Source organism: Actinomadura sp. NPDC049753, from assembly GCF_040674655.1.
GTDB lineage: Bacteria > Actinomycetota > Actinomycetes > Streptosporangiales > Streptosporangiaceae > Spirillospora > Spirillospora verrucosospora.
Genome location: NZ_JBFARL010000116.1, coordinates 1 through 25,738, shown reverse-complemented (window position 1 = coordinate 25,738; position 25,738 = coordinate 1). Strand labels below are relative to the sequence as shown.

Genomic DNA, 25,738 nt, shown 5'->3' with positions numbered 1-25,738 from the left:
GCATCGGCGGCATCGAGCTGCTGACCGTCTCCGGGCACGCCTGGGTCCGGCTGTACGACTCCGACGGCGATGTAGGTGTAGAGGGTGCGCTGCGTGCCGACGAGCACGCCCAGTACGTCAAGCTCGTCGGCCCAGGCGGGCGGCGGCGCCGTACGCGGTGAGCAGGTCGCGGGCCGCCTCCGGCAGCGGCCGGACGGCCTCGAACGCCGCGGCGGCCGCCAGCGCGAGGGCGGCGAGCAGGACTCCGGGCAGCGCGCCCCGATGGACGGCGTTCAGCCCCACGACCAGGACGGCGAGCGTCGTCGCGGCGGTGAGCAGGGTGACCGACGCCGAGGTGAACCCGGCGGTGCGGGCGTCGCGGCGCGCGATCCGGGCCAGGGCGGCGTCGGCGGCGCCGATCCGTCCGAGCTGTTCGTCCACCCGCCCGAAGGCGGCCAGGTCGGGGGCGCCGTGCAGCAACTCCACGGTCTCGGCGGCGCGCACCGCGCGCGCCTCGGTCCGCCGGGACGCGGCGGCGCGCACGAGCGCGGCGGCCGCGGCGGGCAGGACGAGCGCGGCCGGCAGCAGCCCCAGCGCGAGCCAGAGCCCGGCGGCGGGCAGCGGCCACGCGGTGGCGGCGACCGTCCCGGCTCCCACGGTCAGCGCGACGAGCGGCGGGGCGAACCCGCGCAGGTACAGGTGCTGGACGGCTTCGACGTCGGCGACGAACCCGCTGAGCAGGTCGCCCGACCGGGCGCCCGGCAGCCCGCCCGGGACGAGCGGCTCCAGCCGCCGGAACCACCGCACCCGCAGCTCCCGCAGCAGCCGCAGGGACGCGTCGTGCGAGACCAGGCGCTCGGCGTACCGGAACGCGGCCCGCGACAGGCTGAGCGCGCGCACCGCCGTGATCGCCACGGCCAGCGCGACGACCTGCGGGTGGAGCGCGGCCCGGGAGATGAGGTAACCGGACGTCGCCATCAGGGCGACGCCCGACCCGAAGGCGAGCGCACCGCACAGCGCGGCTCCGGCGAACCGGTGCGCGACCGGCCGCGCGGCCCCGACCAGCTCCGCCAACGTCCCCCCGCCCACACGAGCGCTCCTGCCAGAAGACTGCTCACCTGTTCGGCATCGAGGTTCGGTCACTTCGATCACAGGGTCGGAACCCGCCGGGAGTGCTGGGTCGTGTGCGGCTGCTGCCGAGCGCTCGTTCATGTGAGGGCTCCTGCGCGGAAGCCGGGCAGGTCGATCACCTGGTCCGCGCTCGCGGCGAGCCGCGGGTCGTGGGTGGCGACCACGACCGTCCGGCCGCTCAGGGCCAGGACGGCGTCGCTCACCTGCCGGGCGGTGGCCGGGTCGAGGTGGGCGGTGGGCTCGTCCAGCAGGAGGAGGGGCGCGGGACGGGCCAGTGCCCGCGCCAGGGCGACGCGCCGCACCTCTCCGGCGGAGAGCCCGTCGCCCGCCTCGCCCACCGTGCGGTGCAGCAGCGACCCGGCTCCGGCGAGTTCGGCCGCGGTGACCGGGCTCAGCCCGCCGGGCCCGGCCGGGGCGATCGCCTCCAGCACCGGGCCGGGGCGCAGGCGCGGGCGCTGCGGCAGCCAGCCGACCAGGCGCCGCCATTCGTCCGGGTCGACGCCGGCGAGGTCCGCGCCGTCCACGGTGACGAGCCCGGACGCCGGCTCGACGAAGCGCAGGAGCAGCGCGAGCAGGGTGCTCTTGCCCGCGCCGCTGTCGCCGACGAGCGCGGTGAACCCTCCGGGGCGGATCTCCAGCGAGATCCCGGACAGCACGGGCGGGCCGTCGTACGCGGCGGTGACGTCCTCCAGCCGGACGGTCCCGAACACGGCCGGACGAGGGCGCGCCGGGGACGGCACGGCGGGAGGCAGCGCGAGCAGCGCGGACAGCCGCCGCGACGCGGTCAGGCCGTCCGCGCCGGCGTGGAAGTCGGCCGCGAGCCCGCGCAGCGGCCCGTACAACTCCGGCGCGAGGACGAGGACGGCGAGGCCCGCCTCCAGGCCGATGCCGCCGGTCGTCAGCCGGAGGCCGACGCCGACCGCGACCAGCGCCGTGCCGAGGGTGGCGGCCAGCTCCAGGACGAACGCCGACAGGAAGGCCGTGCGCAGGACGCGCATCGTCTCCCGCCGGTAGCGGTCGCCGGTCGCGGCGACGGCGGTCGCCTGGGCGCGGCCCCGGCGGTGCGCGCGCAGGGTCGTCAGCCCGCTCACCACGTCCAGGAAGTGCCCGCTCATCAGGGCGAGGGCCCGCCACCGCTCCCGGGTCCGCGCCCTGGTCGACGTGCCGATCAACGCCCCGAACAGCGGGACGAGCGGCAGGGTGGCGGCCATGACCAGCGCCGACGGGGCGTCCCGGAAGGCGGCCCACGCGAGGATCGCGGGCGGTGCGAGCGCGGCGGTCGCCAGCGACGGCAGGAACCGGGCGACGTAGACCTCCAGCGCCTCGACGCCGTCCGTGGTGACGGTCACCGCCTCGCCGGACGGCACGCTCCCCGGGCGCGCCCGGACGATCCGGCGCAGCACCCGCCCGCGCAGCTCGCCGACCATGCGGGACGCGGCCGTGCGGGCGCCGGTCTCCGACGCCCAGCCGAGAGCGGCGCGCGCCGCGCCCACCCCCGCGAAGCCGAACAGGGCGGGCAGGACGTCCCGGGCGTCGCGGCCCCCGAGGAAACCGGCGACGACGATGTGGGAGAACAGCGCGGCCTGCGCGACGGTGAGCGCCGCCGAGCACGCGGCGGCCGCCCCCGCCGCCGCCAGGAACCGGCGGACGCCGGGGACGTCCCGGGGCAGCCAGGGATCGAGCGCCCGCATCCGCGCCCTACTCCCCGCCCTCGGCGGCCGCGCCCCCCGACGACGATCCGGGCCCCTCCGCCCCCCGCGTGATCATGTGCAGCGGGGTCGGCGGGCGCGCGAAGTCCTCCCGCGAGAGCCGCGCCCGGAAGACCCACAACGCCCAGGCCTGGTACACGAGCACGACGGGCACGAACACGCCGGCGATGATCGTCATCGCCACCAGCGAGTAGTGGTTGGACGCGGTGCCGTAGATCGTCAGGCTGGGGGAACCGGCCGTGGACGACACCATGACCCGCGGGTACAGCCGGGCGAACAGGGCGGCGACCAGCAGCACGGTCGCGGCGGACGTCCCGGCGAACGCGGCCAGCGGACGCTGCAGCAGCGCCAGCGGCCCGGACGCGGCGGCCGCCGCCAGGCCCAGCCCGAGCAGCACGTACACCGGCACGGGATGGGGCGCCGACGACGACGCCTGCACCGCCGTCCACACCGTGAAGCCGATCAGCAGCACCGCGGCGACCGGGTAGAGCGCCAGCGCGAAGCCGCGCGCCCGCTCTTCGAGGCCGCCATGGGTGCGGACGGCGAGGAACAGCGCGCCGTGCAGCGCGAACGCCGCCACGAGCGCGCACCCGGCCAGCACCGAGTAGCCGCTGAACAGCACGCCCTGCCCGCCGGTGACATCGCCGCGCGGGTCCATCGGCACGCCGCGCGTGATCGCGGCGAACACGACGCCGAGCAGGAACGGGATGGCCAGGCTGGAGATCGGCATCGCGACGTCCCAGCGGCGGCGCCAGGACGGCGCGTCGTGCTTGTTGCGGTACTCGATCGCGACGCCGCGCACGATGAGCGCGACCAGGATCCCGAAGAACACCAGGTAGAAGCCGGAGAACATGCTCGCGTACCAGCCGGGGAACGCCGCGAAGGTCGCGCCGCCCGCCACGATGATCCACACCTCGTAGCTGTCCCACACGGGCAGGATCGTGGCGAGCAGCGCGTGCCGCTCCGGATCGTCGCGCCCGAGGAACGGGTAGAGCATCCCGACGCCGAAGTCGAAGCCGTCCAGCAGGAAGAACCCCATCCAGAGCACCGCGATCAGCACGAACCACAGCGTCTGGAGATCGAGATGCCCTGCGGTCTCCATGGTGTTGCACCTTCCGGATGGCAGGTCAGTGGAGCATGGGCGGGAGCGCGTCCTCGCGGGTCACCTCCGGGGCGGGGCGTTCCGGGCCGATGCGGACCGCCCGGACCATCAGCCAGCCCATGATCGCGGCGAGCACCCCGTAGACGGCGGCGAAGCCGGCCAGCGTGGCGATCACGTGGCCGGTCCCGACCGTCGGGGAGATCGCGTCGTTCGTCCTCAGCAGCCCGTGGACGATCCACGGCTGGCGTCCCATCTCGGTGACCAGCCAGCCGGCCGTGTTGGCGAGGAACGGCAGCGCGAGGAACGCGTAGGCCGTCCGCGCGAACCAGCGGGACGCCGCCCACCCGCGCCGATGGATGATCCACAGCCAGGCGGCGCTGTACAGCAGCACAAGGAACCCGACGGTGAGCATCACGCGCCACGACCAGTAGATGCTGCCGATGACCGGCGTGTAGTCGCCGGGGCCGTACCGCCGCTCGTACTCGCGCTGGATGTCGTTGATCCCGCGGATCTTCCCGTTCCAGTCGTTCGTGGACAGCACCGACAGGCCGTGCGGGATGGCGATGTCGACGTCGGTGCGTTCCGGGTGCTTCTCCCAGGGCCCGATCGCCAGCAGGGACAGCGGCGCGGGCGCCTGCGTCTCGTACAGGGCCTCGGCCGCGGCCATCTTCATCGGCTGGTACCTGACCAGCAGCTGCGCCTGGAAGTGCCCCACGCCGATCACCACGACGGACGCCGCCGCCGTCACCCGGAGCGCCCCCCGCGCGGCGGCCCGGAACAGCGTCACGTCCGGGTCGCCCGGCCCGGCGTCCTCCCGCCGGGCCCTGCGGAGCCGGTACGCGGCCACGGCGATGACCAGGAGCCCCGCCGTCACCAGCGAGGCGGCGATCGTGTGGAAGAAGTGGGTGACCTGCAGCGGCTGGAGGAGGACGTCGCCGAGCGACGTCATCTCGGCGCGCCCGCCCTTCATGGCGTAGCCGACCGGGTGCTGCATCCAGCTGTTCGCCGCCAGGATGAAGTAGGCGGACGACGACGTGCCGGCCACCACGAGCCAGATCATCGCCAGGTGGACGCGCGGGGACAGCCGGTTCCAGCCGAACAGCCACAGCCCGATGAAGGTGGACTCCAGGAAGAACGCCACCAGGCCCTCGATCGCCAGCGGCGCCCCGAACACCGATCCGACGAACCTGGAGTAGACCGACCAGTTCATGCCGAACTGGAACTCCTGCACGATCCCGGTGACGACCCCCAGCGCGAAGTTGATCAGGAAGAGCTTCCCGAAGAACCGCGTCATCCGCAGGTGGTGTTCCCGGCCGGTGCGGTGCCAGGCGGTCTGCATGCCCGCGACGAACCAGGCCAGGCCGATCGTGAGCGGCACGAACAGGAAGTGGTACACGATGGTGACCGCGAACTGCCACCGGTCCAGCACCGCTGTCGTCTCCACCCCGCTTCCTTCCCGTCGTCGGAGATCTCGGCGGCAGAGCGCCCTCGGGAGGCCGCCCCGACAGGCATGCACTGGGCAGGTTTCCCGGCCGCCCGGCCGGAGAAAGGCAGTCCGCGGTCAATCGTTGATCAAGTTGTCGCCCGCGCGGCGGCGTCGCGGCCCGCGGGTCAGGGCGCCGTGTCGGCCGGGCAGGGCGCCGAGGGGGCGTCGAGCTGCCGGGTCCGGAGCCTGCGGGTGCGCAGCGCGGCCTCGATGGCGAACCGGGTGCCGGGGTCGGCGAGCTCGTCGCCGAGAAGGTGTTCGAGGACGCGCATCCGGTACCGGACGGTCTGCACGTGCACACCGAGCTCCTCGCTGATCCGCGTCGCGGGCGCGCGGGTCCGCAGCCAGACGGCGAGCGTGTCGAGGAGCGGCAGCCTGCGCCGCTCGCTGAGCGGGGCGAGGGGCGCCAGGCCGCGGCGCGTGATCTGGTCCATCAGCGCGCCGTCGGCCAGCAGCCACAGGCTCATCAAATGGTCCTCGCACAAGGTAAGGGTGCCGTCGTGCAGGACGTCCTTCAGGTCGAGCAGGCGCCTGGCCCAGCGGAGCGAGTCGGCGGCGCGGGCGCGCGGGACGGTCAGGCCCACCGCGGCGCGCTCCCCGGCCAGGGCCGCTTCGAGCATCGCCCGCCGGTGGTCGGTGAGCGGGCCGGGGACGAGTAAGTAGGGTGCCGGGTCCGCCGGGTCGAGCAGGACGTCGGCGTCCAGCAGGGGTGAGACGGGCAGCGTCCCGGAGGGAAGGGCGACGAGCGTGACCTCGTCCGGCAGCGGCCAGTCGGCGGCAGGGTCGGGCTCGATCGCCGACGGGGAGCCGACGAGCGCGCGCAGAAGGGCCAGCCGGGCGTTGTCGCGTCCCTCGCACGCTTCCGCCTTGGCCCGCTCGTAGCCTTCCCGGGACAGGGCCGCCGCGTCGTCCATGTAGGCGATCACGGCCTCGGCGAGCGCTGAGACCGCCAGGACGGACGCGACCTGGTCGTCCAGCATCGCCCGGATCCGGGACCACGCCACCTGCGTCGCGGCACGGTAGGCCGACTGGAGCACCGTGAGCGGGCGCCCCTCCATCACCTCGAACGCGCCCATCTTGCGGCACAGCTCGTCGCGGCGGTCCAGCGGCTGCGCGGGGTCGGCCAGCCAGTCCAGGAAGCCCAGCACGTTGCGTTCGACGGCCATGCGGATGACGTGGTTGTAAGCGCTTCCGGGAGGCCGCGCGTAGGCGGGGATCGCGGCGCGGATCCTCTCCACGATCTCGTCGACCAGGCCCGGGACGACGGTCGTCCGGACGTCCGGCGACAGCGCCGCGACGAGCTCACGCAGTTCGGCGGACTCCTGCGGCGTCACGCCGCCCGGAGAGAACGGCCTCGGCATCGCACACGCTCCGTGGGGGTGGGTGACGGGGATGTCAGGAGGCGGGGCGTCCCGGCGGCGTCCGCCGGCGGGCCTTCAGGACCGCCTCCAGGACGAAGCGCGTCTCGGGGTCGTCGAGCCGGCCGCCGATCTCCTTCCTGATCTGGCGGAGCCGGTACCGGACGGTCTGGGGGTGCAGGTGCAGCCGGCGTCCGACGTCGGCCGCCGTGCTCCACTGCTCCAGCCAGACCCGCAGCGTCTCGGTGAGCGCGCGCCGCTTGCCCTCGGGCAGGCCGGCCAGGCCGCCGAGCCGGCGCCGCGCGATCTCCTCCACGAGGGGCGGGTCGCAGGTCAGCCACAGGTCCAGCAGGTGCTCCTCGGCGCTGATCAGCGGCGCGGGGTCGAACACGCCGTCCTCGGCGAGGGCGAGCACGCCCCGCGCCCAGCGCAGCGCGTCGGGGATCTCGCCGAGCGGCACGGTCAGGCCGACCACGACCGGCCCGCGGTCGAGCGCCGCGCCGAGCAGGGCGCGCCGGGCCTCGTCCACCCCGCCGGGGACGAGCAGCCAGGGCGCGGTCCCGCCGAGGGCCGACAGGACGTCGCGGCGCGCGGCGGCGGGCCGCCATCGCGTGCCGCGGCGGACCGCGACCGGCGTCGCGGTCTCCGGCACGTTCCAGCCGAGTTTCGCGGCGAGGTGGTCGATCGTCTCGCGGGAGGCGACCGGACGCGTGGAAAGGCCCCGCATCAGGAGCCTGCGCGAATGGACGAGGTCGACCGGCGCCTTCAGCCCCTGGTCCAGATAGGCCTCGACTATCGGGTCGATTATCTGGTCCATGAAGGCCATTTGGAATTCCGCGACCCGGGCCAGGTCGGCGCCCGACACCTTGTTGCGGACGCACACCTCGGTGATCCGGTGCCAGGAGGTGTCGAAGGCGATGTGGATCGCGGCGTGCAGGGACTCCAGGCTCCGGTTGCCCGTGACCTCCCTGCGGCCGAACGAGTGCAGCAGTTCCAGCAGCCCGTCCAGCGGCTCCGCGGGGTCGGCGAAGCGCGCCACGTAGGTGCGCATGGCCTCCCGCACGACCCGTTCCGGGCTGGGCGGGCCGCCGTCGGCGACCGCGACGTCGGGGACGGTGGCGCGGACGGCCGTGTAGATCTCCTCGGCCAGTCCGGGGAGCCCGGACCGCAGGACCTCCACGAGTTCGGGAGGTGCCGGCTCGGGTCGCACGACCGCACCCTCCCGTCCGAGCGCCGGATCGCGCTGCCCCACCGGAAGCGACATGCCGTTCAAAATACCCACGGGGTTCCTGGTCGGAAAGGTCCCGGAACGGCGGCGTGAAAAGTAATAGGGTCGCTGGAAGGCTCTCGCTGCGGTGAGCCGACGGCGCCGCCGGTATCGGCGATCCTCAATGGCGCGTTCCGGTCCGACCGCTTCAACGCTCCCGGCGCCCCCTCATCGGCGAACAAACTTCGCGAAGCGATTTACTCATCCGTTGACAGACCTTGCCGGAATCGGCGTCGGCCCCGCGTCCGAACCTTGTCCAGCGTGAAATTCTCCGCTTACCGTACCGGCTAGTAGGTGAATGGTGAGCTCACACCCACCCACGCAGGAAGGCCCGTGCCCGGTCCCCAGGCACCCGGTCCCACCCCCAGGAAAGGTCATTCCCGTGCGCAAGATCACCTCTGCGGCACTCGCCGCCACGAGCGCCTCCGCTCTCGCTCTGTTCCTCGCCGCCCCGGCCCACGCGGCCAACCTCACCGCGACCGTGACGAACGGCGGCTCGGTGACCGCCACGAACTCCGGCAACCTCGTCATCACCGACACCACCACCGGCGTCGCGGTGACCTGCACCGTGTCCACCGGCACGGGCAGCATCCCGAACGGGACCACGAGCGGCGCCTCGCCGCTCCAGGTCGGCACGATCGGCTCGATCGGGTTCAGCAACTGCAACGGCGGCGGATTCTCCTTCACCGTGACCACGAACGCCCTCCCCTGGAAGGTGAACGTCACGGGTCCCACGTCGGGCGGCGTCACGCCGGGCAGCATCAGCGGCATCTCCGCGCACGCCTCGGCGGCGTTCGGCCTCTGCCAGATGGACATCAAGGGCACGGCGTCCGGCTCGTACACCAACGGCACCGGCAAGCTCACCGCGGGCGGCAGCGGTCTGACGATCAGCAACGTCACCTCCGGCTGCCTGGGCATCGCGGGCAACGGCCACTCCGCCTCGCTGACCGGCGCCTACATCGTCAAGAACAGCGGCGGCACCTTCCCGCAGATCAACGTCACCTCGCCGTGACCCCCTGATCCCGCGCTCACGACCGCGGAGGCGGTCCACCCCCCGGTCCTCCGCACCGCCTAGGCGAGCCGGAAACGCCGACGCGTTTCCGGCTCGCCGCCTGTCCGGGGGACGCCTCCGGGCGCGGACGTGGTTCGCGCCCGGCGTTGCGTCCCGGAACGTTCCGGTGTACCGGTTGGCCGGTAGCGGCCCGTTCTGGCGATCTTGCTTGACTCTGGACACTCCAGCGTTTCTATTGGCCCCCGTGGTCCTTCACGATCACCGTGGCCCTCGCGGCCACCGTGGTCCCTCGCGACCACCGCTACTCCTGTCGGCTTTCGGGGATGAGGAACCATAGGAGGCGATGGCATGCGCCATCGACGTACACGGGCGGGATCACTCGCCCTCGCCGCGGTGCTGGGCCTGAGCCCGCTCGCGGCGGTGCCGCCGGCGTCGGCCGACGGCCAGGTGACCGAGGTGGCGCTGCCGGTGCCCGACGTCGCGCCGGTCGGGCTCGCCGCCGGACCGTCCGGCACCCTCTGGTACGCCGCGAACGCCGGCGGGATCGGCCGCGTCGGCGCCGACGGCAAGGTCACCGAGTTCAAGATCAGTGAGAACTCGCAGGGCCAGGCCGGCGTCCCGGACGCGATGACGGCCGCGAGCGACGGCGCGCTCTGGTTCACCGACATGTCCTACAGCGTCCCGCGGGTGGGGCGCGTGAACCCGGCGAACGGCGCCGCGACGCTGTTCGAACTGCCGGTGACGGGCGACGTGAACTTCGCCAACGCCCAGGTCAACGGCATCGCGCCGGGCCCGGACGGATCGGTGTGGATCACCGGCGGGTACTCCGGCACGATCGGGCGGGTCGACCCGTCCGGCAACGTCACGGCCTACGCCACGGGCCTCGCCCCGTACGCGGTCACCGTGGGCCCGGACCAGGCGGTGTGGTTCACCGACACCAGCGGCCGGATCGGCCGGCTCGACCCCGCCACCGGCCAGGTCACCCCCTACGACACGCCGTTCACCTACCAGGGCTACCCGGGCATGGGCGACATCGTGTCCGGCCCGGACGGCAAGCTGTGGTTCACGCAGCCCGGCGTCAGCCGGATCGGCAGCATCGACCCGGCCACCGGCGAGGTCGCCGAGTACGCGACGCCGCGCCCCGACTCCGACCCGACCGGCATCGTCGCGCGGGACGGCAAGCTGTGGTTCACCGAGGCCGCCGCCAGCAACATCGGCAGCCTCGACCCCGCCACCGGCGAGATCGCCGAGTACCCGCTGCCGGCGACCCTCTCGGCGCCGACCCGCATCGTCAACGGCCCCGGCGGCCACCTGTGGTTCACCGAGCCGGGCCGCGGCCTGATCGGGCACTTCGACCCGGCCGCCCCGCCGTCCGGCACGTCCCACCCGGCGCTGCCGGCCGGGGCCCCGGGCAGCAACCCCACCCCCGCCGCGCGCTTCCAGAACCAGTGCGCGGTGGAGTCCCTCTGCCAGACGCAGGTCACCACCGGCGGCGACGTCAAGATCGGCACCTTCCGGCAGAGCCTCCCGAGCGGCGCCATCCGCATCACCGGCTCCCTCGGAGCGCCCGACGAGACCGGCGACTTCGTCCTCGACCCGCCCGTGGTCGGCGAGCAGCTCATCTCCAAGCAGGTGGAGGTGCCGGGCGGCCTCATCGGGCAGCTGCCGCTGATCGGCCCGATCCTCGGCAAGTCGCCCGCCGCGATGTGGGACGTCAACCGCCTCACGATCAGCCAGACGCTGGCCGGCAAGGTGCACGCCTACCTCACCGACACCGGGCTCGGCGTGCGGGTGCCGCTCAACGTGCACCTGAACAACCAGCTGCTCGGCACGACCTGCGTCATCGGCCCGATCACCGCGAGCCTGCCGACCAACTTCCTGGCCGGCTCCCCGAACGGCGACCCGCACCTCGGCTTCGTCCCGGCGGCCGTCTCCCTGGAGGCGCCGATCGAGGTCCCCGCCGCCAGGGGCTGCGGCCCGTTCGGCATGCTCGACGGCGTCATCAACCAGCTCATGGGGCTGCCGTCGCCCGCCTCGCAGAACTCCATGAAGCTGACCGGCGTCCTCAACCTGGGCAACGGGATCAACGCGAGCAACACCCCGCAGACCCTGGCGTCCGGCCCGGTCGCCGCCAAGCTCAAGCAGATCCTCAAGTCCGGCAAGACCCCGCGCAAGACGGCCAAGGCCCCCACCCCGGCCCCGAAGAAGGCCACCTACAAGATGAAGGCCCGCCGCTAGCGCCGGGCGGAGGCGCCCCCGAAGGCCCGTCCTTCGGGGGCGCCCCCGCGCGTCCACACCCTGTGGACGCCAAGGCCGCCGCCAAGTTGGACTCGTGGGAGGCGACACGCCGCCGTCTACCTGGCGGCCGAGGAGGCCGCCTTCGTCCACGGCATCACCCTGGACGTGGACGGCGGCCGCACCACGACGGCCGTCATCGCCGCCTGACACGATCGCCGCAGGCCTCGGCGTCCGGCGGCGTGCCTCAGGGCGCGATGGCGAGCTCCTTGGAGTTGGGGCGGGACGGATGGCCGCGCCCGAGCGGCCCGGCGGCCATCGCCCGGACGAGCGTGTCGGTCACCCGCGTGACGAACGCGCGGCCCGCCTCGTCGACGCCGTGGCCGCAGGCGCGTCCCCGCATCGCGCACACCCAGCGCATGGTGCCGGTGGCGAAGACCCCGGCCCCACTGCGGGTGGTGTAGTAGGACGCGTGCGCGACGGCGCCGCCGGTCCCGCAGCTGATCGGGGACCGTCCGACGATCTCCAGTGTCGGCGGCGTCGGGCCGCCGGGGGCGATCGCGTCGGCCTCGGGGCCGACCATGCCGGGGAACCGGGTTCCCGCGCGCACGCCGGTGCCGCGGAACAGCCAGAAGTCGGGCCGGTAGACGGTGAACGCGCCTTCCGCCGGAAAGCACATGTACTGGATGCCGATGATGTCGCTCTCCGGGCGCGGCTTCGGCGGCAGCCGCCAGTCCTGGGTCGACTCGGCCGGGTTCGTCCGGGCGACGGGGTCGGCGGAGGAGTCCTTGTAGCAGACCACCAGCCGGTCGGCGCCCAGCGCCGTCGCCTCGAACCGGATGTGGGGGCAACCCGTCCACCGCCACGTACCAGAGATCGTCTTCCCACCCCGCGCCCGCATAACCGCCGGTCCCGGACGAGTCCGGTGGAGGCACCTGGTTCGTGCCAGTTCGCGCAATTATGTCGCCGAGTCGGCCGCCAGGAGGACATGCTCATGGTCACCAACCCGGCCCGCACCCTGACCTTCACCGCCCCGTCCCTCTGACCGACGGCCGCGGGCCCTCACCCGGGGTCCGCGGCGCCGTACCGGACGGCGGTCCGCCGCTCGAAGGCGACCAGGCCAAGGAGCAGCCCGCTCACCAGGCCGAGCGCGGCGATCGCGGGCAGGAGCCGGGCGGCGGGGATCAGCGGGAAGAACGCTGCGGCGACGACCAGCGGCGCCGCCGGAGCGGAACGGACGGTGAGCCTGGCGAACGCGGCCCGCCCCAGAAGGAACGCGGCGGCCCCCGCGTACAAGGCGGTCAGGACGGGCCATTCCAAGGGCCGGCCGTGGTCGGCGGTGTCGCCGGACAGTTCGGCCAGGACTTCGTGGGCGCCGAGGGCGATGTAGAGGGCGCCGGCGATGAGCGGGAAGTGGACCATGGTGTAGGCGTCGCGGGCGATCTGGGCGCGGCGCAGGCCGGACGCGCGTTCCAGGGTGTCCTCGGCGGCGTCCGCCAAGCCGCGGAAGTACAGCAGCCACAGGCACACGACGGCGACGAACCCGACCAGCGCGGCCAGGAGCACCATGGCACCGGCGATCGAGTCGCCCGCGCCGGCGCCGGCGGAGATCAGGGACTCGCCCAGCGCGATGATCAGCACCATGCGGTGCCGTTCGGCGAAGTGGCCGGCGCTGCGGACCGTCCAGCCGCCGAGGCCGGAGGCGATCCGGCCCCCGCCGAAGTCGACGGCGAACGCGGCGGCCCACAGCACGGTCTGCCAGGTCCCGCCGAGCACCGCCCCTGCGACAAGGGCGAACAGGGAGATCGTCTGGGGGATCGCGTCGAGGAGCAGTTGGTCGCGCAGCCTGCGGTCGCCCGCGACCGAAGACAGGTACAGCCCGAAGTAGACCGCCCGGACGACGCAGAAGGCGCCCGCCAGGACGAGCGGCGCGTCGACCCCCGCGGCGTGGCGGCCGAAGGCGTCCGGCATGACCAGGGCCGCGACGAACAGGGCCGCCATCACCACCAGCATCCCGGTCCGGACCACGCCGCGATCGGCGCGCACCCGGTTGCCCAGCCAGGCGTACGCCGCCCAGGACCACCAGAGCAGGAGGAGAAGGATCAGCCCGCGCACGAGGGACAGGGCGGACGGGGAATGCTCCATGAACGAGACGACCCGGGTGATCGCGAACACGAAGACGAGGTCGAAGAAGATCTCGAAGGAGGTCGCCCGGTGGGATTCGGGCGTGATCGCCGGGCGCCGCCACGAGAGGTCTGCCACCGGCACAGGGTACCGGCCTGGAGATCAACGTCACCGCTGGTCAGCGGGCACCGAAGCGTGTCGCCCCGTTCCGGCGGCGACAGGCCCCGACCGGCCCTCCCCGCCGGTCGCCGGCACCCGGTTTCCGGTTCTACCCTCGTGAACCTGACCCCTGCCGCGCGGCCGGCCTGCGCGGCGGTGAGAGGAGCGGGAGCCGTGGACGCGGACGCCTCGACGATGGTGGGACGCGACGGAGAGCGGGAGCGGCTGTCCGCGTTCGTCGCGGCGGCCGCCGGGCAGGCGCTCGTCCTGCGGGGCGGGGCCGGGGTGGGCAAGAGCGCCCTGCTCGACCACGCGGCGGGCGTCGCTGCGGCGCACCGGTACGAGGTGATCCGTGCCGCCGGGGTCGAGGCGGAGGCGGAACTGCCCTTCGCGGGCCTGCACCAGCTGGTCCACCCGCTGCTGACCCGCCTGCCCGGGCTGGACGAGGGGTGCCGCGCGGTCTTCGACGTCGTCTTCGGGCGGCGCGAGGGGAAGCCGCCGTCGGTCATGGCGCTCGGCATCGCCGTCCTCGACCTGCTGTCCCTGGCGGGCGCGGAGAACCCGCCGATGCTGCTGATCGACGACGGCCAGTGGCTGGACGCCGCCAGCGCCGACGTGTGCGGTTTCGTCGGACGCCGCCTGGCGGGCGGCCCGGCCAAGATGCTGATCGCCGTGCGGGACGACATTCCCTCGCGGTTCGACACGGCCGCTCTCCCCGAACTCGCGGTGACGGCCCTTACGGACGAGGCCGCGGGACGGCTCCTGGACCTGCGCTATCCCGACCTCGGCGAGCAGGCCCGCCGGGTCGTCCTGGAACACGCCCAGGGCAATCCGCTGGCCCTCCTCGATCTGCCTCCCTACCTGGACGACCAGCGCGCCGGGCGCGCCGCCGGGGAGCTCCTCGACATCCCTCTACCGCGACGGCTTCAGCACGTCTACGGCACGCGCATCGCGCGGCTCGACCCGTCCGAGCGCGCGGAACTGCTGAAGGGCGCCCTGGACGGGGTCGGAGCGGGCGCCGCCGCGAACCGCGCGCACGGCGCGCGATACCGGATGCGCCACGTGGACGGGGCGGCCGCGTCCGGCCTCCTCGACCTCGACCCCGTCAACGGCGACCTCGTCTTCCGGCACCCGCTGATCCGCTCCGCCGTCGTCCGGCTCGCGACGCCCGACCGGCGGCGGGCGGCGCACGCGGAACTCGCCCGCCTGCACCGCGACGACGTCGAGCGCCGCGCCCACCACCTGGCGGCGTCGGCGGTCGACCCCGACGAGGAGACGGCCGCCGCGCTGGAGGCCGCCGCCGACTCGGCCACGCGGCGCGGGCACGCGATGGCGGCCGTGACCTGGCTGACCCGCGCCGCCGAGCTGAGCGAGGACCCCGCCGCGCGGTCCAGGCGGCTCGGCGACGCGGCCTTCATCGCCGGACACTCCGCGCTCCTGGACCAGGCCCAGCGGATCGTCCGCTCCGTCCCGCCGCCGGACGGGTCCGAGCCGTCGTCCACGGCCGTCACCGCCGGGTACGTCGCCCTCCACGAGGACGGGGACGTCCGTTCCTCGCACCACCGGGTCGCGGCCGCGATCGAGCGACTGGCGGGGCGGGACGCGCCGGACTCCGGCGAGACGCTCGACCGGCTCGTGATCCTGCTCCTCGCCATCAGCCAGTACGCGGGCGACAAAGGCACGTGGGAACGCACGAGGCGGCTCCTGCGCCCCCTCTCCGGCCGCGTCGATCCCAGAGCCGCGATCTACCACGATGCCTGGAGCGACGTCGTCCGCCACGGCGCCGGCCTGCGCGAACGCGTCGAGCGCGCCTTCGCCGACCCGTCCGCCCTGGAGCCGTGGGACGTCTCGCGCCTGGCCATCGCCGCCTCCCAGGTCGACGCGCTGAGCCCGTTCCGCCCCTACCTGCGGCGCGCAGCCGACCAGGAGGTGAGGACCGGCGCCGTGGCCAACGGCATGACCGTGCTGCAACTGCTCATGCTCGACCAGATGGCGACCGGCGAGTGGGACGAGGCCGAGCGGACGGGCCGCCGCGCGCTGGAGCTCACCACGTCCCACGGTTACGTCCTGCTCGCCCATCAGAGCCGTGCCCATCTCGGCCTTCTCGCCGCGATGCGCGGCGACCTGGACGGCGCCCGGGAGGCGCAGGCCGTCGTGGACGCCTGGGCCCGGCCGCGCGGCGTGGGCTTCCTGACCCAGATCGCCGACGCCGTCGGCACCGCCGCGGCCCTCGGCGAGGGCGACTATGAGGGCGCCTACCTGCACGCCATCGGCATCACCGCGCCGGGCTCGTTCGAGGACTGCGCGCACCAGGCGTCCCGGACGCTGCTCGACCTGGTCGAGGCGGCGGTGCAGACCGGCCGCCTGGAGGAGGCCCGCCTGCACGCCGAAGCCGCGCTCGAAGCGGGCCTGCCCGGCATATCGCCGCGCCTCGCGCTGATCACCTACGGGGCGCTGGCGATGACCGCGCCCGGCGAGAAGGAGGCGGAGGACATGTACGCGCGGGCCGAGTCCGCTCCGGCGGCGGCGGGCTTCCCGTTCGAGCTGGCCCGCATCCGCCTCGCCCGCGGCGTCCGGCTGAGGCACGCCCAGGGGCCGAGACCGGCGTGGCCCGTCCTCACGAGCGCCGCGGAGTCGTTCGAACTGCTCGGCGCCTCCGGCTGGGCCGGACGGGCCCGCGCCGAACTCCGGGCATGCGGGGCGCCCGCCCGCGCCTCCCTCGTCTCCCTGACGGACCTGACCTGGCAGGAGCGCCGCATCGCCGAACTCGCCGCCACCGGGCTGACGAACAAGGAGATCGGGGAGCGGACGCACCTGTCCCCGCGCACGGTCAGCTCCCACCTCTACCGCGTCTTCCCGAAACTGGGCATCACCTCACGGGCGGCCCTGCGCGACGCCCTGGCCAGGGCCGGCGACAGCTGACCCCGAACGACTCACCTCGGGTCTCACCGTCAGATGACGGAGGTGGCCGCTCTCCCTCCGGAAGAGAGTCGTGGACGGCGCACGGAATCGGCACGGAGGGCTCGTCTATGGAGCTCCATCCGGTCGGCCCCGACTACGAGGAGACGGTCGGCGCCATCAACGGCTACCGGCAGGCCGACGACGGCGCCCAGCAAGGCGACCCGGCCCGCGCCGCCAAGGCCGTCATCGACGTGGTCGCCGCCGACGATCCGCCCCGCCGCCTCATCCTCGGCGGCGACGCCCTCGCCCTGGCCCGCAGGTCCGCCGAGGCCCGTGCCGCCGAGGCCGAGCAGTGGGCCGCCGTGAGCCGCTCGACGGACTTCCCCTCCGACGAGCCCTAGCCGCGGGCGATGGAGAGGTTCACGCCGGCGGAGCGGCGTACGGCCCGTTCACCCGTCCGCGTCCGCGCCGAGAGCCGCCTTCACCAGGACGACGGCGTTCACGGGGCTGTCGGCCTCGCACATCCAGATACCGTCCTGGACGAACCACCAGCGCTCGCCGTCGCTCGCACGGCGCCGGCACTCGACCTCCAGCCCGGACGCCTCCGGCTCCTTAGCCACACGCAGGCGCAGAGCGGCGACGTTCTCGACCGCGAGTTTCTGGCCTCGCAGCAGGTTCCCAAGCGTGGTCGTGAACTCCGCACCCTTCGAGCCCTCGCCGGGGCAATGCGGAATCGATGGAGTCATGCCGCCGCCACTTCCCCCTCGCGTTGCGGGATCACGCCCCGGGCGCCCGGCGGGAGCCGTCCGGGGAACGTCGGTTCTTTTTCATGCTCGGCCTCTTTTTGGTGCGGGGGACTGGTTGTTCCTCTTGGTGTGGCGATGCGCGGAACGGGCGCCCTGTCCGGCTCGCCGTGATCACGGATTATCGCGATCGACTCCCGTGCTGACTCAGAGTAGAGCACCCTGAAAGCAACGTCCGCAAGAGGTCGGATCGATTCTCTGACGAGAATTTTCGCAGGTCAGAGACCTGTTGCGGACTGAACGAGGGGATGCTTTCATTCCGGGTGAAAGGCGCCCCCGAGATGCGAGATGGAGGTGATGTGAGTGTCGGAAGCGACCACGGGTTCGACCGTCCCCCGGCGGCAACTCGGCCGGTACCTCCGAGAACTTCGGACTAATGCGCGCTTAACAGTACAAGTCGCGGCGAAAGCTCTTGAATGGTCGGAAGCAAAGATGTGGAGGATCGAGACCGGCCAAACGTCCCTGCGTTCTCACGACGTGGAGACCATGTGCCGCGTGTACGGCGCATCCGAGGAACTGAAGATCGCCCTGATGGACCTGGCCAAGGAGACCAAGGGAAAGGGATGGTGGCACGCCTACGGCGACGTGATCCCCGAGGGATTCGATCTCTTCATCGGCCTGGAAGAGGCCGCGAGCGGCCGAGAGGAGTACTCGCCGGAGTTGGTGCCGGGCCTCTTTCAAATCCCCCGACTACCTCTGCGCCCTCTTGAGGAGGAACCGACCGGATCTTCAAGCCGAAGAGGTCGAACGACGGGTCCGGCTGCGAATGCAACGGCAGGCGCTGGTCACGCGCGTCACACCGGTCATAGGAACGGCCTGATCCAGGTCTCGAACCGTGCCCCGAAATCGTCTCGGGCCGCTTTGATCAGGTCGTTGGGGTCGCTCACCGGATCCAGGCCGAAGTGCTGCTTCAGCCATGCGACATAGGTCGCGTGCGCCTCGGGGGCGCCGTCGCGTTCGCGGTGGTACCCCTCGTACTCGGCGAAGTAGGCGTCGCCCCAGTCGACCGACAGCGGCCGGTCGCTCGCGAGCTGGCGGAACAGGTCCCGAAGGTGGCGCGCGGTGAGATGGATCCCTCCTTCGTCGCCGAACGCCGCGATCGGCAAGGTGGCGAGGTCCGGGCGGTCGTCCACGCGCCACAGGGCGTAGAACGAGCCTGAGCCGGTGGCGGCAGCGAAGGGGAGGAACGCCTCGACGAACTCCGGGGCGTCCGACCACGAGTCGTGCTGCGGCTCCCCGAATTCGAACATCTCGAAACCGTCCGAGATGAACTCTCCGTCGAGCCTCTTCTCAAGTTCGCTGAGCAGGTTCAGTTCTGGAACGGGGGAGTAGGCACTGTCCATCGGGGCGGCGTCCGATCGGCTGGAAGCGAGAGGCAAGATCGTCCGCGAGAACTTACCTGCTCCCGCCCGCTGACCGCACGCAAGGCGACCAGTGCGTCAGCGCTAGTCGCCATAGCGCGCGGCGATGGCGGCGGCGCGGTCGCGCAGCGAGGTGCGCAACCACTGCGGGGCGAGAACCTCCGCGCTGTCGGCGACCTGCCACAGCGCCCAAACGGCGTGCCTCGAATCCTGGAAGGTCATCTCCAGCCGCAGCCAGCCGTCCGTGTCGTCTTCCTCGGCGAGGACGGCCAGCGCGGTGCCGACCAGATCCTTCCGCCGTGCCGGGTGCACCCGTGCGAGGACGGCGACCTGGTCGCCGCCCGTCCGGAACCGCGTGCTGCGCTCCTGCCATGCCCGATCCAGATCGATCCGCTCCCTCCGCTCTGCGGGTTCGTCCAGTTCCTCGGCAGCGAGGATCCGCGACAGCCGGTACGTCCGGTCCTCGCCGGACCTCGTGGCCAGCAGGTAGCCCAGGCCGCGGACGGTGACGAGGCCGATCGGGTCCACCGTGCGCCACTTCGGGGTCTGATCCACAGCCGCGTAGTGGATGCGCAGCTTGTGTCCGGCGAACACCGCGCGCCTGACCTCGGCCGCCACCGCCTCAGGCACTTCCTCGGCGACCAGCCGGCGCGCGAGAAGGTCGGCGTCGGGTTCGATGAGCAGCCGCTGGGCCGCGTCGGCCGCGGTGTCCCGGTAGCTCTCGGGCAGCGCGTCCACCACCTTGAGCATGGCCGACGCGAGCGCCGAGCCGAGGCCGAACGCCTGCGCCCCGCGCCGCGATCCGGCGACCAGCAGCGCGAGCGCCTCCTCGTGGTTCAGCCCGGTGAGCTCGGTCCGGAAACCGGGCAGCAACGCGAAACCGCCGTGCCGACCGCGTTCGGCGTAGACCGGGACCCCCGCCGCGGACAACGCCTCGATGTCGCGCAGCACCGTACGCGTCGACACCTCCAGCTCCCGGGCCAGGGCCGTCGCAGACAGCCGACCATGCTGGCGCAGCAACAACACCAGCGAGACCAACCGGTCAGCACGCACACCAAGAACCTACTGAAATACATGACACAGGATGTCGTGATTCGTTGGAAGGCTCTTCCACGACGCCCGAGGGCGCCCGATGACGCACTCCCAACGAATCGAATGGAGCTATAAGCCAATGGAGCGTACGACGGTCAACCCGTGGACGTGGTCGGTGGACCTGGGCTACAACCAGGGCGAGGTCGTCTCCGGACAGACCCGAACCCTGTACTGCTCTGGCCAGACCGCGATGAGCGGAGACGGCAAGCCCCAGCACGCCGGCGACATGGCGGCCCAGCTCGCACTGAGCCTCGACAACCTGGAGGCCGTCCTCGCCGAGGCCGGCATGTCCCTGGCGAACCTCGTCCGCCTCAACGTCTACACCACCGACGTCGACCTGCTCTTCCAACACTACGGAGTCCTGGCCTCCCGCCTGGCCGCCGCCAAGGTGGCCACGACCACCACAATGCTCGGAGTAACCCGCCTGGCGATCCCCACCCTCCTGGTCGAACTAGAAGCCACCGCCGCCGCCTGACCCACCCTCCCCGCCACCGCCGTGGTGTCGGCGGCGGTGGCGGGGAGGGGTGGCCGTATGAGGTCAGGGGGTGGCATGACCTGATCTTGCCAGCAAATACTGGCGATGATTGGTCGGTCGCTCGAGGAGGCGCTGTGGGTCGGAGCTCGTGGAATCCTCTGTTGTCGCGGCGCGCGTTTGGGGTGGGGGGTGCCGCGCTGGTCGGGGGTGTTGTTGCCGGACCGCTGGGCGGGGTTGCGCGGGCCGATGCACCGTCGGTGGGGGAGTGGGTTGATGTGCCTGCGCCGCCCTTGGCGGGGCGGAGTCATCTGCTCGGTATCGCCGCGCCGGACCCGTGGCACGTCTTCGCCGGGGGCACCGAGAACGCGTTTCAGCCGGACTCGCGTGCCGTCATGTTGCATCGGACCCCGCGCGGCTGGTCGCGCGTCGCGATGCCTGAAGGGTTGGTCGTCGTCAACGATGTCCGCGCGCACCGTGCCGCGGACGTGTGGGCTCTTGCCGCAGGTCGGAACGCCCAGGAGCGCACTGATCTGCTGCACTGGAACGGGCGCCGCTGGACGACGGTGGCGGGTCCCGCCGGCGGGCAGCTCCAGGCCATCGACGTCGACCGGACCGGCGGGCTGTGGGCGACCGGGATCCACGAGGACGCCACGACGGTGTCGGTGTGGCGGCACGGCCAGTGGACGAACGCGCTCACCCTTCCGCAACCCTCCGGGCTCAACGCCGTCGCCGCCGGACGCGCCTCGGACGTCTGGGCCGGGGGATATGGCGAGTCGCAGATCGGCCCGACCCCGCTGTGGCACTTCGACGGCACGGACTGGACGCGTACACCGTGGGGCTCGGAATGGGCCCACTGGATCCTGCAGATCGAGTACGTCGCCCCGGACGACGTCTGGTTCTACGCCCTCGAACAGCACCCGTTGTTCCCGCCGCCGACGCTGCACCACTGGGACGGCTCCGCGTTCACGGTGCATCGGCTTCCGGATCCGTCCGGTCCGCTCGGCGAGGTGCGGCCGAAGTCCGTGGTGGGGTTCCTCGGCTCGATCGCCTCCGATGGACGGGGCGGCGTCTGGGTGTCCAGCCCGTTCGATCCCGCGCATCTGCTGCATTTCGACGGCGCTTCCTGGACCCGTGCGACCCCGCCTATCGGGGTGACCGCGTACTCGATGACGCGTGTGCCGCACACCAGGGCCATCTGGGCCGGTACTCAGGTGGGCACCGTCTGGCGTTGTTCCTGAGGGCCTGCCTGGGCTGGTTTGCTTGGTCAATGATCTCTGACGACGGAGCGGTCGACTACGCGGGCCTGGCCGGCGAGCTCGCCAACATGGCTCATGGCTATCCCTACGGCGATCCTTTCGAGCTGCTCGGTCGGATCGCCGCCGAGGCGAAGTCCGACCCGGGTTCGCGGCACGGGCGGGCGATGACCGCCGCGCTCTGGGCGAGCCGCTGGTACGCCAGGTGGAAGGTCACCGACCCCGCGCTCATCGACGACCTGATCGAGGCGGCCGGACGTGCCGGGACGGTGCTGGAGGCCGCGGGCTGCGCGGCGCCCGGCGAGCACGAGCATCCGCAGGTGGTCGACGTTCCCGAGGAGGCGGGCGACGTCGTGGCTCGTGTCGGGGATCCGGAGGGGTGGCTCGCCCGCCACCCGGACGGCGAGGACATCGAGGTGTACGCGTGTCCCGGTTATCTCGCGGGGCTGGCCGCCGAGGCGGAACAGGTCCTCAAGGACGCGCGGGCGGAGCGCTTCGACGCCCCGGACACCGCACACCTGGACGAGCGCTTCCTGACGGGGGGCGGCCTACTCGACATCGACGCGCTGATGACCGGCATCGAGCGGCAGAAGGGCAGCAGAATCGATCCCACGGCCGAGCTGGCGGCGCTGTGGGCGGCGCGCCGTCTGCTCGGCGACGCGAGTTCCAGGGAGCGGGCGTCGCTGGCACTGGCCGTGAGCCACCTGGCACAGCACTGCGCCTGGGGCGCCGCCGCTCCCGGCGTGGTCGCGCTTTACCGCGACGGCCTCCAGACGTTCGATCTCTCGGTCCTCGACCGGCCGTGCCGGCACCCGGAGGGGCACCGCGGGATCAATCTCCGCGACGTGCCGCCTCTTGCTCGTGCGGTGGCGCCGGACGCCGCGGGGGTGGACGACCGCGAGGGATGTCCCCACCGCATCGCCGCGCATGTCCGGAAGATGATCGACTACACGGGCGGATACCTGGGCGTCGAGGGCTGACGCGCTTCGGGGCCGCCATCCCGCTAAGGGACGGCCCGGGGGCCGCGGGCGCGGAAGGCTCGGCGGTAGGCGTGGGGGCTGACGCCGGTGGTGCGCTTGAAGCGGTCGCGGAAGGCGGTCGGTGAGCCGAAGCCGACCTGGGCGGCGATCCGTTCGACGGTGTGCTCGGTGGTCTCCAGCAGGTGCTGCGCCTGGCGGACGCGGGCCCGGTGGAGCCACTGGAGAGGCGTGGTGCCGGTCTGCTCGCGGAAGTGGCGCATGAGGGACCGGGCGCTCATGCCGGCGCGCTCCGCCATGTCGGCGACGGTGAGGGGACGGGACAGGTCGTCCTGGAGCCAGGCGAGCAGGGGTTCAAGGACGGAGCCGCGGGGTGTGGCCGGGCACGGCTGCGCGATGAACTGGGCCTGCCCGCCCTCCCGTTCGAGCGGCATGACCGACAGGCGGGCGGCGTCGGCGGCGACCGCCGAGCCGTGGTCCAGGCGGATCATGTGGAGGCACAGGTCGAGCCCGGCGGCGGCCCCGGCCGAGGTGAGGACCCGCCCGTTGTCGACGTAGAGGACGTCCGGATCCACCTCGATATCGGGATGGGCGGTGGCCAGCAGGCCGGCGGCGGACCAGTGGGTCGTCGCCCGCAGGCCGTCGAGCAGCCCGGTCGCGGCGAGGGGGAACGCCCCGGTGCAGATGGAGGCGATCCGGGTGCCGCGGGCGGCGGCCGCCGTCAGCGCGTCGTGGACGGCGGGCGGCAGGGGGGCCGTCGGGTCCGCGGCGCCGGGGACGACGACGGTGTCGGCGTCCCGCAGGCCGTCCAGTCCCCAGGGCGCGCGGAGCGTGAACGCCCCGGCGTCGACCTCGGGCGTCTCGGCGCAGACGCGGACCCGGTAGGCGGGGCGGCCGTCCGGCAGGCGGGTCCGGGTGAAGACCTCGATCGGGGTGGACAGGTCGAACGGGATCACTCCGGGGAACGCGAGGACGGCGACGGTGTGCATGGCGAGAACGTAGCCGATCACAGCGCCGTCGCCACGGGTGTCTCCGGCCGTTCCGCCTTGTCAGTGGGGCGTCGCACGGCTTGGCGGAATTCCGTTGGGAGGTGGCGTTTCCGCCACTGGGCGGCGTGATCGCGGACGGTTAGCTTCGGTCCCGCATGACCGGGCCTACCGAGGAGAGCCGATGCTGATGACCGTCCTGGCGCCGATCCTGATCGGTGCCGCCTACGCCGCCGGGATGTCGTTGATCAGGGAGCCGCACCGGCGCCGGTTCAACGCGGTCATGGTCGGCGGAGCGGGCGCCGCCTACCTCAGCGGCGGCGGGCTCGGCGGCTGGGAGTTCCTCTTCACCGCCGCCGTGACCTACTGCGCCTACCGCGGGCTCGAATCGTGGACGTTCGTCGGGATCGGGTGGCTGCTCCACACGGCCTGGGACGTGGTGCACCACGTGAAGGGCAACCCGATCGTCCCGTTCGCGCACGGATCCTCGCTCGGCTGCGCCATCTGCGACCCGGTCATCGCCCTCTGGTGCCTGGCGGGCGGGCCGTCCCTCATCGCGCCGTCCGTCCGCCGGCTGCGGCGGCGGGCGACGGCCGACGAAGCCTGAGCGGCCCGGGTCAGCTGTTGAGGGAGGACGCTCGCCGCCGCGGCCTGCGCGAGGGGGCGGCCGTGTGGGAGTTCCCGCGCGGGGAGCCGGACGCGGCGGGACGCGGCTTGCGGGACGGGGCGGTGTTCGGAGCGGCGGCGGTGCGGGACGGTGTGCGGGCGCCGGTGATGCGGGCGAGGTCGGCGTCGCCGGGGCGGACGCGGGAGACGCGGGGGGTGATGCCCGCCTTGGCCATCATCGCGTCCATCTCGCGGCGCTGCTCGGGCAGGACGAGGGTGACCACGGTCCCGGCGTTCCCGGCGCGGGCGGTGCGGCCGCCGCGGTGGAGGTAGTCCTTGTGGTCGGCGGGCGGATCGACGTTGACGACGAGATCGAGCTCGTCGATGTGGATGCCGCGGGCGGCGACGTTGGTGGCGACCAGCACGGTGATGTCCTTGCTGTGGAAGCCGTTCAGCGCGCGGTTGCGCTGCGACTGCGTCTTCCCGCCGTGCATCGCCGCGGCGCTGATCCCGCGGGCGGTCAGCTTGCGGACGAGGCGGTCCGCCTGGTGCTTCTTGCCGACGAACATGATGACGCGGCTCTCGCGGGCCGCGATGTGCACGGTCGTCTCGTGCTTGTCCTCGTCGGCGACGTGGAGCAGGTGGTGCTCCATGGCGGTGACCGCTCCGGCCGGAGGGTCGACCGAGTGGGTGACCGGGTCGCTGAGGAACCGGCGGACGAGCCGGTCGACGCCGCCGTCGAGCGTGGCGGAGAACAGCATCCGCTGCCCGTCCTGCGGGGTCTGCTCCATGAGCCGGGTGACCTGCGGCAGGAAGCCGAGGTCGGTCATCTGGTCGGCCTCGTCCAGCACCGTGATCCGCACGGCGTCGAGCCGGCAGTCGCCGCGCTCGATCAGGTCGGCGAGCCGCCCGGGCGTGGCGATCAGGACGTCGGCGCCCCGCGCGAGCGCGTTCGCCTGCCGCGCGATCGGCAGGCCGCCGACCACGGTGGCCGTCCGCAGGTCCACGGCGTCCGCGTACGGTTCGAGCGCGCCGGTGACCTGCTGGGCGAGCTCCCGGGTGGGGACGAGGACCAGGGCGAGGGGGCGGCGGGGCTGGGCGCGGCGCCCGGCGGTGCGGGCGAGCACCGCGAGGCCGAACGTGAGCGTCTTGCCCGAGCCGGTGCGTCCCCGGCCGAGGACGTCTCGTCCGGCGAGGGCGTTCGGGAGGGCCGCGGCCTGGATGGGGAACGGCGCGGTCACGCCCTGGCGGACCAGCGTCTCCTGGAGCGGGGCCGGCAGCGGCAGTTCGGCGAACGACGCCACGGCGGGGGCGGGCGGCGTGGACTTGGCGGCGGGCGCGGGCGCGGCCTCGGCGGCGGGCCTTCGCTGCCCGTCCGCCGGACGGCGGGCGGGACGAGGCCGGGATCCTCGGGCGCTCGATCGGGGGGCGCGGGGCATGGTGAAGCCTTCCTTGGGAGCGGTGCGTGTCAGGGAAGTGCTCCGTCATGCAAGACCCCGGACTCGACGCGAGCCCGGGGGGAGGATTCTCAAGAACGAACCGGGAACGGCCCAGCGGGGGGTTCCGCCGCGGGCCGGGAGATGAGGGGCGCGGACAAGGGCCCGACGCAGCGCGGTGGGGGGGGGCCGCGGCGCGGCGCGCCCCCGCCCCCCCAGCAACACGCCCGCACTCGGCAGAACCACTAAACGCACAAAACACAAATCAAGAAAAGAAGAAAAACCA

The 25,738-nt window shown here is 73.0% G+C and carries 22 protein-coding genes and 1 pseudogene; 10 read left to right on the top strand and 13 right to left on the bottom strand.

What is annotated here, in order from left to right; genetic code table 11:
* Window positions 1–117: 117 nt before the first annotated feature.
* The 6 genes from AB0K37_RS26265 to AB0K37_RS26240 all read right to left on the bottom strand — a co-directional run bounded on the left by AB0K37_RS26265 (window position 118) and on the right by AB0K37_RS26240 (window position 8,029).
* Entirely contained in the window at window positions 118–1,068 is a 951-nt protein-coding gene (locus tag AB0K37_RS26265) for an ABC transporter transmembrane domain-containing protein (protein WP_363985466.1), read from the bottom strand.
* A 119-nt stretch (window positions 1,069–1,187) separates the two neighbouring features.
* Window positions 1,188–2,801, bottom strand: a complete 1,614-nt coding sequence (cydD, locus tag AB0K37_RS26260) for a thiol reductant ABC exporter subunit CydD (protein WP_363985464.1) — start codon at window positions 2,799–2,801, stop codon at window positions 1,188–1,190.
* A 7-nt stretch (window positions 2,802–2,808) separates the two neighbouring features.
* Complete coding sequence (gene cydB / locus AB0K37_RS26255; protein WP_363985462.1) at window positions 2,809–3,921, bottom strand: cytochrome d ubiquinol oxidase subunit II; 1,113 nt, start codon at window positions 3,919–3,921, stop codon at window positions 2,809–2,811.
* 25 nt (window positions 3,922–3,946) lie between these two features.
* Entirely contained in the window at window positions 3,947–5,365 is a 1,419-nt protein-coding gene (locus AB0K37_RS26250) for a cytochrome ubiquinol oxidase subunit I (protein WP_363985460.1), read from the bottom strand.
* Between the two features lie 167 nt (window positions 5,366–5,532).
* A complete protein-coding gene (locus tag AB0K37_RS26245; RefSeq protein ID WP_363985458.1) occupies window positions 5,533–6,768 on the bottom strand; it encodes a helix-turn-helix domain-containing protein in 1,236 nt (411 codons plus the stop codon).
* 34 nt (window positions 6,769–6,802) lie between these two features.
* Entirely contained in the window at window positions 6,803–8,029 is a 1,227-nt protein-coding gene (locus AB0K37_RS26240) for a helix-turn-helix domain-containing protein (RefSeq protein WP_363985456.1), read from the bottom strand.
* A 385-nt stretch (window positions 8,030–8,414) separates the two neighbouring features.
* Between AB0K37_RS26240 and AB0K37_RS26235 the strand changes: the two genes are divergently transcribed.
* Together AB0K37_RS26235 and AB0K37_RS26230 are read left to right on the top strand one after the other, a co-directional pair.
* Complete coding sequence (locus tag AB0K37_RS26235; RefSeq protein WP_363985454.1) at window positions 8,415–9,044, top strand: hypothetical protein; 630 nt, start codon at window positions 8,415–8,417, stop codon at window positions 9,042–9,044.
* A gap of 348 nt (window positions 9,045–9,392) precedes the next feature.
* Window positions 9,393–11,282 carry a hypothetical protein gene (locus tag AB0K37_RS26230; RefSeq protein ID WP_363985452.1) on the top strand — a complete coding sequence of 630 codons (1,890 nt, stop codon included), beginning with the start codon at window positions 9,393–9,395 and terminating at the stop codon, window positions 11,280–11,282.
* 244 nt (window positions 11,283–11,526) lie between these two features.
* Here the strand turns inward: AB0K37_RS26230 and AB0K37_RS26225 are convergent, their stop codons facing one another.
* Together AB0K37_RS26225 and AB0K37_RS26220 are read right to left on the bottom strand one after the other, a co-directional pair.
* Window positions 11,527–12,180 carry a N,N-dimethylformamidase beta subunit family domain-containing protein gene (locus tag AB0K37_RS26225; protein WP_363985451.1) on the bottom strand — a complete coding sequence of 218 codons (654 nt, stop codon included), beginning with the start codon at window positions 12,178–12,180 and terminating at the stop codon, window positions 11,527–11,529.
* Window positions 12,181–12,341: 161 nt separating this feature from the next.
* The gene (locus AB0K37_RS26220) at window positions 12,342–13,541 is read right to left on the bottom strand and encodes a low temperature requirement protein A (RefSeq protein WP_363985449.1); all 1,200 of its coding nucleotides are present in this window, start codon (window positions 13,539–13,541) and stop codon (window positions 12,342–12,344) included.
* Between the two features lie 195 nt (window positions 13,542–13,736).
* Here AB0K37_RS26220 and AB0K37_RS26215 point away from each other — a divergent pair, with 195 nt between their 5' ends.
* Together AB0K37_RS26215 and AB0K37_RS26210 are read left to right on the top strand one after the other, a co-directional pair.
* On the top strand, window positions 13,737–16,484 hold the full coding sequence (locus AB0K37_RS26215; RefSeq protein ID WP_363985447.1) for an AAA family ATPase: 2,748 nt from the start codon (window positions 13,737–13,739) through the stop codon (window positions 16,482–16,484).
* A 107-nt stretch (window positions 16,485–16,591) separates the two neighbouring features.
* Window positions 16,592–16,864, top strand: coding sequence for a hypothetical protein (locus tag AB0K37_RS26210; protein WP_363985446.1), 273 nt, complete (start codon window positions 16,592–16,594; stop codon window positions 16,862–16,864).
* 48 nt (window positions 16,865–16,912) lie between these two features.
* Here the strand turns inward: AB0K37_RS26210 and AB0K37_RS26205 are convergent, their stop codons facing one another.
* The gene (locus tag AB0K37_RS26205; protein ID WP_363985444.1) at window positions 16,913–17,209 is read right to left on the bottom strand and encodes a hypothetical protein; all 297 of its coding nucleotides are present in this window, start codon (window positions 17,207–17,209) and stop codon (window positions 16,913–16,915) included.
* A gap of 360 nt (window positions 17,210–17,569) precedes the next feature.
* On the opposite strand from AB0K37_RS26205, the pseudogene AB0K37_RS26200 reads away from it, so the two are divergent.
* Both AB0K37_RS26200 and AB0K37_RS26195 read left to right on the top strand, forming a co-directional pair.
* A pseudogene (locus AB0K37_RS26200) lies at window positions 17,570–17,725 on the top strand (helix-turn-helix transcriptional regulator); the annotation flags it as partial.
* A 247-nt stretch (window positions 17,726–17,972) separates the two neighbouring features.
* A complete protein-coding gene (locus AB0K37_RS26195) occupies window positions 17,973–18,086 on the top strand; it encodes a hypothetical protein (RefSeq protein WP_363985442.1) in 114 nt (37 codons plus the stop codon).
* On the opposite strand, the gene AB0K37_RS26190 is transcribed toward AB0K37_RS26195, so the two are convergent.
* Complete coding sequence (locus AB0K37_RS26190; RefSeq protein WP_363985440.1) at window positions 18,070–18,609, bottom strand: hypothetical protein; 540 nt, start codon at window positions 18,607–18,609, stop codon at window positions 18,070–18,072. The two genes, AB0K37_RS26195 and AB0K37_RS26190, sit on opposite strands and share 17 nt — an antisense overlap.
* A 102-nt stretch (window positions 18,610–18,711) precedes the next feature.
* Window positions 18,712–19,680 (bottom strand): WYL domain-containing protein, encoded by a 969-nt coding sequence (locus tag AB0K37_RS26185; protein WP_363985438.1) that lies wholly within the window; start codon window positions 19,678–19,680, stop codon window positions 18,712–18,714.
* 118 nt (window positions 19,681–19,798) lie between these two features.
* Here AB0K37_RS26185 and AB0K37_RS26180 point away from each other — a divergent pair, with 118 nt between their 5' ends.
* From AB0K37_RS26180 to AB0K37_RS26170, 3 genes are all read left to right on the top strand, one after another.
* The gene (locus tag AB0K37_RS26180; protein WP_363985436.1) at window positions 19,799–20,194 is read left to right on the top strand and encodes a RidA family protein; all 396 of its coding nucleotides are present in this window, start codon (window positions 19,799–19,801) and stop codon (window positions 20,192–20,194) included.
* A gap of 392 nt (window positions 20,195–20,586) precedes the next feature.
* On the top strand, window positions 20,587–21,432 hold the full coding sequence (locus AB0K37_RS26175) for a hypothetical protein (protein ID WP_363985434.1): 846 nt from the start codon (window positions 20,587–20,589) through the stop codon (window positions 21,430–21,432).
* A gap of 29 nt (window positions 21,433–21,461) precedes the next feature.
* Window positions 21,462–22,427, top strand: coding sequence for a hypothetical protein (locus tag AB0K37_RS26170; RefSeq protein ID WP_363985432.1), 966 nt, complete (start codon window positions 21,462–21,464; stop codon window positions 22,425–22,427).
* A gap of 23 nt (window positions 22,428–22,450) precedes the next feature.
* Here the strand turns inward: AB0K37_RS26170 and AB0K37_RS26165 are convergent, their stop codons facing one another.
* Window positions 22,451–23,413: a helix-turn-helix domain-containing protein gene (locus tag AB0K37_RS26165; RefSeq protein WP_363985430.1), complete on the bottom strand. Its 963-nt coding sequence runs from the start codon at window positions 23,411–23,413 to the stop codon at window positions 22,451–22,453.
* 181 nt (window positions 23,414–23,594) lie between these two features.
* Between AB0K37_RS26165 and AB0K37_RS26160 the strand changes: the two genes are divergently transcribed.
* Window positions 23,595–24,017: a DUF6010 family protein gene (locus tag AB0K37_RS26160; RefSeq protein WP_363985428.1), complete on the top strand. Its 423-nt coding sequence runs from the start codon at window positions 23,595–23,597 to the stop codon at window positions 24,015–24,017.
* 10 nt (window positions 24,018–24,027) lie between these two features.
* On the opposite strand, the gene AB0K37_RS26155 is transcribed toward AB0K37_RS26160, so the two are convergent.
* Entirely contained in the window at window positions 24,028–25,455 is a 1,428-nt protein-coding gene (locus AB0K37_RS26155) for a DEAD/DEAH box helicase (RefSeq protein ID WP_363985426.1), read from the bottom strand.
* Window positions 25,456–25,738 lie beyond the last annotated feature (283 nt).

What these genes read in the sequence shown, in the direction of transcription:
- AB0K37_RS26225 (WP_363985451.1), bottom strand. Translation starts at nt 12,180, where the DNA reads ATGCGGGCGCGGGGTGGGAAGACGATCTCTGGTACGTGGCGGTGGACG.
- AB0K37_RS26170 (WP_363985432.1), top strand. Translation starts at nt 21,462, where the DNA reads ATGATCTCTGACGACGGAGCGGTCGACTACGCGGGCCTGGCCGGCGAG.
- AB0K37_RS26240 (WP_363985456.1), bottom strand. Translation starts at nt 8,029, where the DNA reads ATGTCGCTTCCGGTGGGGCAGCGCGATCCGGCGCTCGGACGGGAGGGT.
- AB0K37_RS26180 (WP_363985436.1), top strand. Translation starts at nt 19,799, where the DNA reads ATGGAGCGTACGACGGTCAACCCGTGGACGTGGTCGGTGGACCTGGGC.
- AB0K37_RS26155 (WP_363985426.1), bottom strand. Translation starts at nt 25,455, where the DNA reads ATGCCCCGCGCCCCCCGATCGAGCGCCCGAGGATCCCGGCCTCGTCCC.
- AB0K37_RS26160 (WP_363985428.1), top strand. Translation starts at nt 23,595, where the DNA reads ATGCTGATGACCGTCCTGGCGCCGATCCTGATCGGTGCCGCCTACGCC.
- AB0K37_RS26165 (WP_363985430.1), bottom strand. Translation starts at nt 23,413, where the DNA reads ATGCACACCGTCGCCGTCCTCGCGTTCCCCGGAGTGATCCCGTTCGAC.
- AB0K37_RS26175 (WP_363985434.1), top strand. Translation starts at nt 20,587, where the DNA reads ATGTTGCATCGGACCCCGCGCGGCTGGTCGCGCGTCGCGATGCCTGAA.
- AB0K37_RS26205 (WP_363985444.1), bottom strand. Translation starts at nt 17,209, where the DNA reads ATGACTCCATCGATTCCGCATTGCCCCGGCGAGGGCTCGAAGGGTGCG.
- AB0K37_RS26190 (WP_363985440.1), bottom strand. Translation starts at nt 18,609, where the DNA reads ATGGACAGTGCCTACTCCCCCGTTCCAGAACTGAACCTGCTCAGCGAA.
- cydB (WP_363985462.1), bottom strand. Translation starts at nt 3,921, where the DNA reads ATGGAGACCGCAGGGCATCTCGATCTCCAGACGCTGTGGTTCGTGCTG.
- AB0K37_RS26210 (WP_363985446.1), top strand. Translation starts at nt 16,592, where the DNA reads ATGGAGCTCCATCCGGTCGGCCCCGACTACGAGGAGACGGTCGGCGCC.
- cydD (WP_363985464.1), bottom strand. Translation starts at nt 2,801, where the DNA reads ATGCGGGCGCTCGATCCCTGGCTGCCCCGGGACGTCCCCGGCGTCCGC.
- AB0K37_RS26245 (WP_363985458.1), bottom strand. Translation starts at nt 6,768, where the DNA reads ATGCCGAGGCCGTTCTCTCCGGGCGGCGTGACGCCGCAGGAGTCCGCC.
- AB0K37_RS26230 (WP_363985452.1), top strand. Translation starts at nt 9,393, where the DNA reads ATGCGCCATCGACGTACACGGGCGGGATCACTCGCCCTCGCCGCGGTG.